Raw genomic sequence first — 13,472 nt, forward strand, 5'->3', positions numbered from 1 at the left:
ATCACTAATGGTTTGATTTTCATACTCATGTCATTCTTTCATATTTCAAAACCTTGACCACCTCTCATCGAATTCACGTTTACGTTAACTGAGCTATAGTTTTCTATATAAACGAAAAATGTCACCCAGATGACGAAAATAAAAAGGAAGCACAAAAATGGAACGTGAATGCATGGAGTTTGATGTGGTGATCGTCGGAGCTGGCCCTGCGGGGTTAAGTGCAGCATGTCGATTAGCACAGTTGAACCAAGATCGTGAAGGCGAAGCGCTGTCAATTTGTGTGGTAGAAAAAGGCTCTGAGGTCGGCGCACATATATTATCTGGTGCGGTGTTTGAAACTCGCGCCTTAGACGAGCTTTTCCCAGATTGGAAGGAAATGGGAGCGCCCGTTTCAACCCCCGTTCAACATGATGATTTTCTCTATCTAACAACGGAGCTTAATCATATACGTGTGCCCCACTTCCTCACGCCTAAACCCATGCATAATGACGAAAGCAATCACGTTATTAGCCTTGCTAATCTTTGTCGCTGGCTTGCTACTCAAGCTGAGCAGCTCGGTGTTGAAGTATTTCCTGGTTTTGCCGCTGCGAGCGTTAACTACGATGAATCAGGTGCCGTTACTGGAATCACCACCAGCGATATGGGGCTGGATAAAAACGGACAAGAGAAAGCCAATTTCGAACCGGGCATTGAACTTAAAGCCAAATACACGCTGTTTGCTGAAGGGTGCCATGGGCATTTAGGAAAAGAGCTCATTCGTCATTTCGATTTGGATGCAGGCAAACAACCTCAGCATTACGCATTAGGCTTGAAAGAGATTTGGGAGCTGCCGGCTGATGCGAAAGATTTTACAGGCAACGTCATCCACTCCGCCGGTTGGCCATTGAGCGAAACCAACACAACTGGTGGTGGATTCCTCTATCACATGGAAAACAGCCAAATTGCAATCGGGTTGATTGTCGATCTTAACTATCGCAATCCCCACTTGAGCCCATTCGATGAGTTTCAGCGCTTTAAACACCACCCTGCAATCAAACAATACCTAAAAGGGGCGCAGCGTATCGCTTATGGCGCAAGAGCCATCGCAAAAGGTGGGTTATCTTCTTTACCGAAACAACAATTCCCCGGCGGTTTATTAATTGGCTGTGATGCAGGAACACTTAACGTTGCGAAGATAAAAGGCAGCCACACCGCGATGAAATCAGGCTTACTAGCATCAGAAGCCATTCATCAGGCATTACAAGACTCAAGGCGTGAACCTGATTATCAAACGCGATTTGAAGCCTCTTGGCTGTACGATGAACTCGCCGAAACGCGTAACTTTGGAGCGAACCTGCATAAGTTCGGTACCCTGTTTGGCGGAGCTCTTTCTACCTTCGAGCACAACTTGTGGCTTCCTCTGATTAAAAAGCCAATACCGTGGACAGTGAAAGACCATTCCCACGATCACGAACAGTTAAAACCCAAAAATGAATGCCCGCCGATTGAGTATCCAAAACCGGATGGAGAAATCAGCTTTGATAAACCATCTTCGGTGTTTTTATCCGGCACACAACATGAAGAAAACCAACCGTGCCATCTTGTTTTGACTTATCCTCATATCCCCATCGATGTGCACCTCGGGTTGTTTGATGAGCCAAGCCAGCGTTACTGCCCTGCCGGGGTTTACGAAGTGGTCGAAATTGATGGGAAAGTGAAGTTTCAAATCAACGCTGCGAACTGCATACATTGTAAAACGTGCGATATAAAAGATCCGTCACAAAACATTACGTGGAAGACGCCAGAAGGCGGTGGCGGGCCTAATTATCAGAATATGTAGTCAATAGAGCATGATAGCACCGTGTCTATCATGCTCTCTCCTTAAAGGGTGAAGCAAAATCGAGGACTTAAACCTCTACTCCTGCTTCATCTTCTTGCACAATATCTGTTTCTTGACTTGCTTCCGCTAGCCACTTTTGTACCGCTTGGCTTGCTAGCACTTTTTGCTGGTAAGCTTTAGCGCCTTGGGACAATTCAATGCCATAAGTTTCAAAGCGCAACGCAACCGGTGCATACATAGCATCGGCAATCGACCACTCTCCAAACAAAAAAGCGTCTGGGAACTTTGCCATTTGCTCAGACCAAATTGCGTCTATGCGTGCAATATCCTTCAGTGCTCCATCGCTCAGATCTACTTTTCGACGTGCGCGACAGTTCATCGGTAACTCGTTTCTCAAATCAAAAAAGCCCGAATGCATTTCAGCCGAAATCGCGCGCGCTTTCGCTTTGTCCACTACATGGCTCGGCCACGCCTTTCCCTGTAGGTACTGCTCGTTCACATATTCCAAAATCGCTAAGGAATCCCAAACCGTGACTTCGCCATCAACCAATGTTGGCACTTTGGCCGTTGGTGTTACGCTCGCCAGCTTGTCGTAGAAGTCTTCAGTAAACAGCGTTAGCTTAGTCACATCCACTTTTAAATCGTATTGAGAAAAAATGAGCCACGCTCGCAATGACCAACTTGAGTAGTTTTGATTTCCGATAAAGAGTTGCATTGTTGCCTCCATGCCAAATGGTGTTGTTATTAATTAAAGCGTGAAATCACAATATCTGATTGTTTTATTTCAAACTAACGGATAGTTTTGATGGGACACTTCAACAAAAACGATGGATAGAAAAGAATATGGATATTGACGCGCTGCGCAGCTTTCTTGCGTTTGTTGAAACAGGTAGCTTCACTCGTGCTGCAAAACAAATCAATCGCACCCAATCCGCGTTTAGTGCTCAAATGCGAAAGCTTGAAGATGAACTCCATGTCAGCTTATTCGAAAAGGAAGGTCGCAACCTAGTACTGAGCGAAGCGGGTATGTCACTTCGTGCGCATGCAGAGCAACTCGTAAGTTTGCACAATCAAGCCGTCAAGCAAGTAAAACGCTACGAAAACAAACGCCCACTGCGTTTAGGATGTCCAGAAGACTATAACGATAGTCTGCTGCCGAAACTCATCCGCGTATTGCAGCAAACCGAACCGACCTGCTCTATCCAGGTGTACAGTGAGCCAAGCGTGACGCTCCGCGAATGGCTAGATGAAGGCAAATTAGACGCCGCCATCGTGACTCGTGCACCCGATAGCGAAGAAGGATACTGGCTCGCAAGTGATAGAGGCGTGTGGATCAGTCACCCCGATTTCGCTATCGACGAATCACAGCCAGTCCCTCTCGCGCTATTTCAAACCGATTGTAAATACCACGCCGCCGCTATTAATGCGCTGACCAAAAGAGGAACGCCATATCAACTCTTAGCTTGTTGTAACACCTCTTCTGCGCAGCGAGCCATTGTTCGCTCTGGCATGGCGATGGGTGCGATGGGAAGAATCAGTGTCACAGATGATCTGAAGATCTTAGAAGATCTACCTCCACTACCGTCGGTGGATATTGTTTTGGTGACTGGTGTCGAACCTCATCCCATACTAGACACAGAATGCTTGTCGCAGCTGGCTGAGTTGATGCCTTACTAGCGAACATCAAACAGATTAAGCAATCACGAAATCGAACGTTCCGACAATTCGCCGATCAATATTTACCGGCTCAAACTGTAAATGGTCGCGGGCTTTACCACCCCACCATTCGTTACCTGTTTGTCCTTTCAAGTAGAGCTGAGTGGTCAACAATTCGTGGTCGCCACGCCACAGTTTGACGTGAATGTGAGGAGGTCTTGAGCTGTATGGGACAGGAAACAGCGTTTGAAAAAAATAGCGTCCATCTTCTTCAGTTACTGTCGCGCCAAAACCTGAAAAACTTGGGTCAAACTTGTTTTGGCTGGGTTGATTCGGATGGTCATAAATCCCTTGGCCATCACACTGCCAAATTTCTATTTTAACACCAGAAATAGGATTGCCAGACACGTCCAACACCCTACCTTGCAATGTTATCGCCTTTCCAATCAAAGCATCCGGTTTCAATATTAGGTTTTGGCGAAGCGGAATCTTCACCACGGGATAAAATGGCCCTTCGGTCTGAGAGGGCGTCGGACGCATCGAGCTTTCCGCTTTAAGAAATGGCGCAAACATCAATGTCCATAGCGCAAGAAAATGTCGTCGTTCCATGTTACTACCCAGAAAAATCTACTCACTTAAGTTTGGTGAAAGATGCGCAGTTTTCCACTTCCGGGTAAAACAAGAGAAGAGAAAGAAAAAATGCCCCTACCAGAGAGTCAGTCGCAGAGGCATGGTGAAATTGAAGATGTGATGAACTTAAATCAACAATGGTTTGGTATTTATACGGCTTCAAAAGCCAGAGCTTTCTTCTCAACTTGGCGGAAGATAAGCGTCAGAATCCCATTCACGCTCAGATAAAACGCGCCTGCTACACCGAAAACCATTAATGTATCGTAGGTTTGAGCATTAATGCGCTGAGCATAGCCCATCAAGTCCATGATGGTGATGGTGCTTGCCAAAGACGTGCCTTTGAACACCAAAATCACTTCGTTTGAGTAAGCAGGCACCGCGCGGCGAATCGCATAAGGAAGTAACACACGTAACGTGGCACTTTTGTTCATACCCAGCGCACGACACGCTTGCCATTGACCTGAAGGAATCGCATTAAACGCACCTTTGAAAAGCTGAGTACTGTACGCAGCCGTATTTAATGCCAACGCTAACATGGCACAGAACCAAGGTTGGCTCAGCCAAGTCCACAGCACACTCTCTCTAACTGCATCAAATTGACCCGGACCGTAGTAGACCAAGAAAATCTGAACCAGCAACGGTGTCCCAGTAAACAGCGTGATGATGCCACGGCTTACCCAGTGCAAACCCGGAGTGCGTAGAATCAACGTCAAGGTCATCAATAGTGCAAGAATACAGCCGACAGCCAAAGACGCAGCCGTTAATTGAAGGCTAGTGCCTAAACCATCCAGCATTTGCCATACATGTTGTTCGTTCATGCGTTTGCCTCCTGCCCCATACTCATGCCTTGGATTGAGAATTTCTTATCAATCACTTTGACCGCGCGCTGCGTGATAAGCGTGATCACTAAGTAAATCGCCGCTGCCGTCGCATACCAAGTAAACGCTTCGTGCGTTGCTGCCGACGTAAGCTGAGCTTGTTTCAGCAGATCCGTCACGCCAATCAAAGAAACCAGCGCCGTGTCTTTTAGCAAAACCAACCATTGGTTGGTTAAACCAGGAAGCGCATGTCGCACGGCTTGTGGCAACACAATGCGCACAAACGCGTGAAACTGACTGATACCGAGTGCGCTTGCAGCTTCTCTCTGTCCTCTGCCTACGGCTTTTAATGCGCCGCGCAGAGTTTGAGAAGCATAGGAAGCGAAGATCAACGATAACGCCACCACACCAGACAAAAACGGGCTAACCTCAATAAAGTCTCCGGTGATTAAAAACAGAACCTGAGTCGAACCAAAATAGATGAACAACACGACAAGGATTTCTGGCAAGCCACGCACCACCGTAACAAACGCCGTTGTAGGCCATTTCACGAATACGCGACGAGACATTTCACCACTGGCGAATACCACTGCCAGAATTAAACCGACGAAAAGGCTTGTGAAGGCTAGCTGAACCGTCATCCAGCTAGCTTGTACAAGCGATAAAGAGTAACCCGTTAACGCCATATTACTTACCGAAGTACTTGTTGTAGATTGCGTCGTATTCGCCGTTCGCTTTCACGGCTTCTAGCGCTGTGTTTAGCTTGTTCACAAGTTCATCGTTGCCTTTGTTTACTGCGATACCAAAACCATTACCGAAGTATTTAGGATTCGTAACGCGCTCACCAACGTACGCAAGGTTGTCTTCCTTCTTGAACCACTCCGCCACTACCGCTGTGTCACCAAATACAGAATCAATACGGCCATTCTTCATGTCGATGAAAGCATCTTGGTAGCTTGAGTAAGGAACCGACGTTACACCCGGCATTTGCTCGATAAGGTAGCTTTGGTGAGTTGAACCGTTTTGAACGCCTACACGCTTACCTTCTAACGCGTTTTGGTCAGCGACTTTGTCTTTGATAGAAACAAACGCTGCTGAGTTGTCGTAGTAAGCATTCGAGAAATTGACTTGCTCAAGACGTGCTTCAGTAATGTCCATTGCAGAAATAGCCGCATCATAACGTTTGAATTTTAATGCAGGGATCAAGCTATCGAAAGATTGGTTGTGGAAGCTACATTTTGCGTCCATTTCTTTACATAGAGCATTCGCCAGATCCACATCGAAACCTTGGATTTGATTGTTTTCATCCATGTATTCGAATGGTGCGTACGTCGCCTCCATCGCGAATTTGATTTCATCTTGTGCCACTGCGTTTGCTGCCACGTTTGCAGAAATAAGGCCGATTAGTGAAGTTAGTAGAATCTTTTTCATTGCAATACTCCGTGTGTACGTCTTGGGCTGACACTCGCAATGACAGCCGAGCTTATCTGTTAGTTGACTGAACTTATTGGTGTTGTTTTTAGTGCTTTAGATAATCAGCAAACTGTGTGGTTTGCGGGTTAGCAAAAGCGTCGTGCGTACCATGCTCTACGATGTGTCCTTTCTCGAGGTACAGAACGTGGCTAGCAATCTTCTTAGCAAAATCGACCTCATGCGTCACTACGACTTGGGTGATGCCAGTTTCGCTTAAATCTTTAATAATCTTAACGACTTGGTTCGTAATTTCCGGATCAAGAGCTGCGGTCGGTTCATCAAAAAGCAAGACTTCCGGTTTCATCATCAATGCACGAGCAATCGCCACACGTTGTTGCTGACCACCAGATAGCTGCATCGGCCATGCGTCAGCCTTATCAGTCAAATGCAACTTAGACAAAATTTGCATCGCTTGGGTCTTAGCTTCTTCTTTATCCATTCCAGACACTTTAATAGGCGCTTCAATCAAGTTCTCCATGACCGTCATGTGAGGCCACAAGTTGTATTGCTGAAATACCATGCCCACTTTACGGCGAAGCGCTAAACCTTGCTTTTCTTTGATTTCAGCCGAGAAATCGAAGACGTCATTGGCGATGTTTAACTTGCCGTTATCCGCCCCTTCCAAAAGGTTTAGAACACGTAATAAAGAACTCTTCCCCGCGCCGCTTGGACCCAGTAACACTAGCGTTTCACCGTTTTCACAATTGAAACTCACATCGTGAAGAACTTGTGTGTCACCGTAGGATTTGTTGATTCCGCTTACCTGAATACTCATGCTGCAATACCGCATTAATTGTCACTTGGCATTCATCTTACCAACAAGGAGTTTTTATGCAATAAAAATGTATAAAAATTTAATTTGTTAACTTTTTGTATAAGAAATGAACAGCGAGATAGATAATATGACTGGTTTGATGAGTGTGGTTTTTACAGAATTTGTTGATCAAAAAAGCCAGCTTACTTGCTGGCCTTTTTACTCGTTTATCTACGATAAGATATCATTAGTGGCGAAATACCACGATTATCTAAAAGTGGTTAAATTCTTTTCGAGAAATGTTGATTTGGCATTAACTAAATCTCTTTTAACGCTTTCACGTATTTCTCTATGCCTTAGGCAATTAGCTTGTCTTTTATGATATGCCATTTGACACTTAAAAGTACTATTTGGAAAAGGGCTATGAAAATATTTAACATCAAAAGCACTTCCACAATTGATCACTAAAGATAATGGGACAACTCCTAGGCAATAACGATGTGATACATTTGAAAGCACCCCAAAATAAGAAGAAGTAATCAATTCTATTTGGCTAGTTTTTAACGTGATATTTAGTGAAGACTCGACTTCTTTATCTAAATCCCAATTCATTGCTAAAACACAATGCTTTTCATTGTAGAAAGTATCTATATCCATTCGATTCCCAATCCTAGGATGATCTTTTCTACAAATAACAACTAACGGCTCTCGGTAGATTTCCTCCACTAACACGGATGTCTGGTTATTGGTAACATTTCCAACGATTAGATCTGCCTTTCTGTTATGAAGTAACTCACAAAGTGCGTTTTCATCCGATGTTGTCTCATTAAGAACCACATTGTCCATTGATGTTAGATGTTGTAGGGATACATCATTGCAGAATACTTTTAGTGACTCAGATTTAGAGAGAGCGTCATTGATAATATTTATAGCATTATAAAATTTTGGCAGTAACTCCTGACCAGTACTTGTTAGCTCAATTCCTCTACCATTTTTAACAAATAACTTTTTTTTGGAAGCTTCTTCCAGCCTTTTTATTGAAGCACTAATCGCTGGCTGTGTTACTCCTAGTTGAGCGGCAGCTTTTGTATAAGAAAGAGTGTCAGTAACAACCAAGAATGTATGTATTAAGTTTAAGTCAATTGTTTTTTGCATAAAAACGCTGTGCCACAAAATAGCTAGGAAATATCAATATTACTGAAGACCTGATGTAGTGTTAAAAGAGCCACAGATTGATACTATGACTCATCATTTGGTATAAGTAACTCTTGCTTGCACTACTTGATGCTTGGCCCTTTTACCAAGCGAGCATTTTTCAAATAGTCGTTCAAAACATAGTTTTGTATTGCTTGCTTAGAGTCTGGAAGATACATTCTCAGTAATCCACTCCAACCCTTCCGTACGTCCAAATTGTTTGGCTGTCCTTTACAATTAAAGCGAAATGTATAGGTACCATCTTGATTTGGAGTCATCCGTTTGTTGGAAATAGCAAAATCGTCATCAGCAATCCAACCATCTTTGTCATATACAGTCATACTAAAGAATGCATGTCGTTTGTACTGTAAAGGAGGCGGATTAATTGTCAAAGAACTGCACTCAGTACTTCCGGTATTACCCGGTATTTGCGGTAAATAGACAGCTGCATCTGATGGTAAACCAGCCCAACCAGCAGAAGATGCTATAACAAACGAAGTTAAATCAACTGTTCCTTTGTTCCCAAACATATCAAATGGCATAGGTATCTTGGGACGAAGCTTTTGCACTTTAGCTCTCGCTGCTAGTACTTGTTTTTCGCTGAAGCCTTTTGATATGTAAGGATTTGATGTCACAGAACTAATCTTTATAGAATCTTGATACTCATTCGCTTTTTTAAGCGCCTTTAGGTCTTGGCTATTAGAAGCAGCTACTCGTGTATTTAGAAAAACATGAGTACCAGAACTCAACATGTCTGGTGTCAAATTCAGTGTTTGACCTGGATAAACTTCTGCTATTGTATAGTGATTCTCATCAATAACTTGAACGATGGCATATTCATCATACTTAGGCATCGATATAGTCGCAGACTTGGTCACATCAAGAATTGCATGACTATACATGGTATCTTCATTTTCACGGATCACGAATTGATGATCTTTATTTGAAGGAATCCGATTGTGTTTGAATGTATTAACTGGGATCTCCTTTTGCAAACGTGACATATACCAATCTGTTTCTTTCGTCGGTTGGTCTGCAAAGTCACGAGCGACATTCTCCAAGGTAGCTTCATGAGCTTGAATGCTACTAGATATTGTTAAGGCTATCGCGGACAACATAAGGGCCGTCTTTTTCATATTTTCTATCCTTCAATATAGTCAGAGCAAATTATTTAGAAACTACTTTGGGCTTAGGGAGCTCATAAGATGCAGTTTTCACAAGGTTCGGTTTATAAATGCGCATCATCACATCCCAGTCTTGCTCTACAGGCATTACATTCTTTGCTGTTTTGGGGCAATTGCCGTAATTCACAGTAAAAGATCCATCGTCGTTGTACTCAATATTATTTTTATTCAGCACAGCCTTATCGAAAGCAATATAACCTTGCTTGTTATAAACCGTTAGCGAGTAAAAACCGTTACCTCTTATATCGGGCGCTTGATAAGTTGCTTGTGAGCAATTTTTAGGATTCGCAACATCTCCCTTACTGTAGTAAGAAAAATATTGAGCCTCTGAATCAGGTAGCATTCCCCAACCGATCGCTGTGCCATACATGTGCATCCTTGGATTAACTTTTCCGTGAGCACCTTGCATATTTTTCTGGTTGCCTAACTTAGCCCCCTCTTGAGTCAACTTCTCTCTAAGAGCTACTAATTGCTGCATGTCGTAATTTGGCATCACATGTTCTTTTTTCGATCCCGTCGTGACTTTAAGCTTGCTTTGGATATCCTTCACACGCTTTAAATCTTTTGGATCATTCGGGTCAATTTGCACTCTAGCAACAATCATTGCAAAGTCAGTTTGACTATCAATTTTATGCGTCCCAGGTTTGGAAAACACTTGGTCTATATAATGATCGTTTTGGACGACCATAATGGAAATATAACGTTTACCTACATCGGGAATAGTGATACTTCCTCCTTGTGATAAATCAGCCACATAACCAGAGTAAATTGTGTCACGATTCATACGAACAACGGTTTGGTTGTCCAGAGGAGTTAAGCCAGGAAAATGAAACCATTGATTAGATCCAACTAGCTTGGTTATATTTTTAAAAGCTAGATCTGATTCTGCAAACTCATAGTTTTTCTCTGTTACGGGCACTAACGTGTCAGCAAGAACTTGACTTGTACCTAAAATGGCTAACGTACATAGTGAAAGTGACCAGATATCTTTTTTCTTTATAAATTTACCCATAACTTTTAATCCTCATACAGAAATGACTTCGTTAATGTTCGTTGACCTACATTAGCTCAAATCATAGAATTCCATAAGGGACTTATTTTCAACACACCAATTCCAAAAGGGAATTCAGTTGCTAAACGAAAAATCATTTATAGACAAAGACTTAAATTTACTTATCTTACTCGTTACCTTGTATGATGAACAAAGCACATCGAAAACAGCAGAAAGGCTTTTTGTTACTCAATCTGCAATTAGTAAAGGTTTGAGAAAATTACGAGAACAGTTAAATGACCCTTTATTTGTTCGCTCACGAGACGGATTTGTACCTACTGAAAAATGTTCAGATTTAGTATCAAAAATAGGTCCTCTACTTACAGAGTTGGAGAATGTCTACTCGGACTCAAGTCAGCTCTTGACTAAAGACTATGCAGGAGAGTTAAGCATCGCTATTAGCTCCGCGATGTATTTCGCTCTGTCAGAGACGATATATCTACAATTAAAAAATGACTTCCCGAGTGCAACGATTCGCATCGTGAATTGGTCCGAATCTACTGAACAACAAATACTCAACACCAAAATTCATATCGGTATCAACTACCATCCTATCGATGTTTCTAAAGATCTTGTTCGCGAACCCTTGTTACCAGTTAGCTTCAATTTTATAGCTAGAAAAGATCACCCGCTAAGCCAACAGTTGGTGTGTTTAGAAGATATTTCTCGCTTCCCTTTAGTTGTATCTGTAATTCCAAATTTCACGACTAAAAATAGTAAAATAGAGCACACGCTGCATAAGTTAAAATTGAGATCAAACATTGTTCTTCGCAGCGATAATGCGAACTTATGTTTATCAACTTTAAAAGACTCAAACGCATTGATGCCAGTCAACCACTTGTTTGCTCAGAAAGCAGTTCAAGAGCACGAACATGTAAAGTTAAAAACTAGCTTCGATATTAATAATCATCTGCCATCAATGACGTTGGGTCTGTTTTATTCAAACACATTAGCATCTGGCAAATTGAGCAAACTTGTTATCTCATCACTTAAAAAAGCAATAAACACCCAATAAAATTCAATAAGTTAACTAGAAATGGCTCCATAAGATTATGGAGCCATAGTGACTAAACTGACGAAAGTAGACTAACGTTGAACTCACTCTGGCTTGATGTTCTGATTCATTCTGAACAAGTTGTTTGGATCAAACTTCTTCTTCACTTCTTGCAAGCGCGCATACGTTGGGCCATAGGCGGATTCAGTACGTTCGGCTTCATCTTGCGTTAAGAAATTAATGTACGCACCGCCACTGGCATACGGTTTGGTTTTGGCAAAAAAGTCTCTCGCCCACGCGATACAAGCTTGATCATCTTCTGCGGAGTCCCATCTCCCGTGCACATTTAATACGTAATTAGCGTCACGGCTAGAATAAGCCATAGATTCAGGTTCTGGTCTAGATGCCGCGCAGCCAAGAGAGGCGATAAAAATCTCGCATTGAGGCGATGGCAACTTCCCTGCGTATTCTATCGCCGCATCAATGACACCTTCGCTTAGCGAGTTAAAGTTATGCGATTTCCAATAGTTACGTGCGCCCGGAGTAAGCAAGGGATCAAACGCTTGTTGCCATGCAGCAAATGGTTGTACGCCAACATGCTCACCATGTGCGTCACCAAAATCTCTGAGTGGAGCAATAAGCTTTTCACCCTCGGATGGGTCGCCTGCATAACATATCGCCAGTACGACAACTTCTTTACCGTGAACGCTTTCAGGTAAGAATGGGAGTGGCGGTGCTTTACGACTCACCATCCACACACTTAACTCTTCTGGTGCAGATTCGGTGAATTTTGCAAACTGCGTGATGATCGATTTAGCTTGATCAAACGGGAAGACAATCAAACCACTCAGTACTTCAGGGCCAACGGGATGCAATTGGAATTCAAACTGCGTAACAATGCCAAAATTACCGCCGCCTCCGCGCAGCGCCCAGAAAAGATCCTCATTTTCTGTTTCACTGGCAAGCAATTGGCGTCCGTCGGCAGTAACGACGTTAGCAGAGACTAAGTTATCTATCGTCATACCGTATTTACGGCTCAACCAACCAAAACCACCACCTAAAGTAAGACCAGCAATACCAGTGGTAGAGTTAATTCCTACCGGGGTCGCTAACCCGTATTTTTGAGTTGCTTCGTCTAAGTCGCCTAAGGTACAGCCCGGCTCAACAAACGCTCTCTTGGCATTTTCATCGACTCGGACTTGGGTAAGGAGCGACAGGTCGATCATGACCCCATTATCACAGACAGCGTTGCCCGCAATATTGTGTCCCCCACCTCGTACAGAAAGTAGCTGACCATTGTCTCGCGCAAAGTTAACCGCCATCACAACGTCATCTGTCGACTTACAGCGAGCAATCAAACTTGGCTTGCGATCAATCATGCCATTCCAGATTTGGCGAACTTCATCGTAATTAGAATCGGTAGGTAAAACGACGTCACCTTGAAAGTGACTTTTGAAATGTTCAATGGTTGTGTTTTCTAAACTCTTCATATTAGTTGCCTCTCACGTTTTACATGAGCGCTTGTAAAAAGTGATGCAACTACGAGCTTGTACAAGCTTCCTCACTGTTAAACGTGACGTTTTAGTAGTCATTTTCTAGTAAACAACACACGCATCAACACAAACCGCATTCGAGCGTCATCATTCACTTCCGGCACAAGCTTGGAAACCTAAAGTGCAGAATCGGCAATCCATTGAGCGTTCAATATTGCAGATCCTTTACCTTACCCTCGTGCCTAGTTTGAAATAAAAACGCTTAAAGTTTAGAACGCCATTGAGTTTCATCTATGAAACACTGTCTTATTATTGATATTTTTGACGATTAATATTATTCCCATTTTTTATCAATGAGATGGAATTAAAAAATCGATAGGACTTAGTTGATGAGAAAAGCCAAACC

General features: G+C 43.0%; 13 protein-coding genes. 3 read left to right on the plus strand and 10 right to left on the minus strand.

The window, feature by feature from the left end; translation table 11 throughout:
• The first annotated feature begins 157 nt into the window (after nucleotides 1-157).
• Nucleotides 158-1,819: an electron transfer flavoprotein-ubiquinone oxidoreductase gene (locus ACF8OV_RS22015; RefSeq protein ID WP_203504081.1), complete on the plus strand. Its 1,662-nt coding sequence runs from the start codon at nucleotides 158-160 to the stop codon at nucleotides 1,817-1,819.
• A gap of 67 nt (nucleotides 1,820-1,886) precedes the next feature.
• Here the strand turns inward: ACF8OV_RS22015 and ACF8OV_RS22020 are convergent, their stop codons facing one another.
• Entirely contained in the window at nucleotides 1,887-2,534 is a 648-nt protein-coding gene (locus ACF8OV_RS22020) for a glutathione S-transferase family protein (protein WP_077672827.1), read from the minus strand.
• A 128-nt stretch (nucleotides 2,535-2,662) separates the two neighbouring features.
• On the opposite strand from ACF8OV_RS22020, the gene ACF8OV_RS22025 reads away from it, so the two are divergent.
• Nucleotides 2,663-3,496, plus strand: coding sequence for a LysR family transcriptional regulator (locus ACF8OV_RS22025; RefSeq protein ID WP_140279290.1), 834 nt, complete (start codon nucleotides 2,663-2,665; stop codon nucleotides 3,494-3,496).
• Between the two features lie 15 nt (nucleotides 3,497-3,511).
• On the opposite strand, the gene ACF8OV_RS22030 is transcribed toward ACF8OV_RS22025, so the two are convergent.
• From ACF8OV_RS22030 to ACF8OV_RS22065, 8 genes are all read right to left on the minus strand, one after another.
• On the minus strand, nucleotides 3,512-4,084 hold the full coding sequence (locus tag ACF8OV_RS22030; RefSeq protein WP_025623500.1) for a protocatechuate 3,4-dioxygenase: 573 nt from the start codon (nucleotides 4,082-4,084) through the stop codon (nucleotides 3,512-3,514).
• Nucleotides 4,085-4,254: 170 nt separating this feature from the next.
• Nucleotides 4,255-4,923 (minus strand): arginine ABC transporter permease ArtM, encoded by a 669-nt coding sequence (gene artM, locus ACF8OV_RS22035; protein WP_020842245.1) that lies wholly within the window; start codon nucleotides 4,921-4,923, stop codon nucleotides 4,255-4,257.
• Nucleotides 4,920-5,609 carry an arginine ABC transporter permease ArtQ gene (gene artQ, locus ACF8OV_RS22040; RefSeq protein WP_203504084.1) on the minus strand — a complete coding sequence of 230 codons (690 nt, stop codon included), beginning with the start codon at nucleotides 5,607-5,609 and terminating at the stop codon, nucleotides 4,920-4,922. The genes artM and artQ overlap by 4 nt, the downstream gene beginning before the upstream one ends.
• Before the next feature lies 1 nt (nucleotide 5,610).
• The gene (locus ACF8OV_RS22045; protein ID WP_005483358.1) at nucleotides 5,611-6,354 is read right to left on the minus strand and encodes an arginine ABC transporter substrate-binding protein; all 744 of its coding nucleotides are present in this window, start codon (nucleotides 6,352-6,354) and stop codon (nucleotides 5,611-5,613) included.
• A gap of 88 nt (nucleotides 6,355-6,442) precedes the next feature.
• The gene (gene artP, locus ACF8OV_RS22050; RefSeq protein ID WP_309303819.1) at nucleotides 6,443-7,171 is read right to left on the minus strand and encodes an arginine ABC transporter ATP-binding protein ArtP; all 729 of its coding nucleotides are present in this window, start codon (nucleotides 7,169-7,171) and stop codon (nucleotides 6,443-6,445) included.
• Nucleotides 7,172-7,417: 246 nt separating this feature from the next.
• The gene (locus ACF8OV_RS22055) at nucleotides 7,418-8,305 is read right to left on the minus strand and encodes a LysR family transcriptional regulator (RefSeq protein ID WP_025630265.1); all 888 of its coding nucleotides are present in this window, start codon (nucleotides 8,303-8,305) and stop codon (nucleotides 7,418-7,420) included.
• Between the two features lie 122 nt (nucleotides 8,306-8,427).
• Entirely contained in the window at nucleotides 8,428-9,480 is a 1,053-nt protein-coding gene (locus tag ACF8OV_RS22060; RefSeq protein WP_042762690.1) for a DUF1254 domain-containing protein, read from the minus strand.
• Between the two features lie 31 nt (nucleotides 9,481-9,511).
• Nucleotides 9,512-10,540, minus strand: a complete 1,029-nt coding sequence (locus ACF8OV_RS22065; protein ID WP_025520297.1) for a DUF1254 domain-containing protein — start codon at nucleotides 10,538-10,540, stop codon at nucleotides 9,512-9,514.
• Nucleotides 10,541-10,658: 118 nt separating this feature from the next.
• Between ACF8OV_RS22065 and ACF8OV_RS22070 the strand changes: the two genes are divergently transcribed.
• A complete protein-coding gene (locus tag ACF8OV_RS22070; protein ID WP_025520300.1) occupies nucleotides 10,659-11,594 on the plus strand; it encodes a LysR family transcriptional regulator in 936 nt (311 codons plus the stop codon).
• Nucleotides 11,595-11,677: 83 nt separating this feature from the next.
• Here the strand turns inward: ACF8OV_RS22070 and ACF8OV_RS22075 are convergent, their stop codons facing one another.
• Nucleotides 11,678-13,063, minus strand: coding sequence for an FAD-binding oxidoreductase (locus ACF8OV_RS22075; protein WP_025520302.1), 1,386 nt, complete (start codon nucleotides 13,061-13,063; stop codon nucleotides 11,678-11,680).
• Nucleotides 13,064-13,472: the final 409 nt, after the last annotated feature.

The sequence above is a fragment of the Vibrio sp. GLN_1 genome (assembly GCF_043106015.1).
Classification (GTDB): domain Bacteria; phylum Pseudomonadota; class Gammaproteobacteria; order Enterobacterales; family Vibrionaceae; genus Vibrio; species Vibrio parahaemolyticus.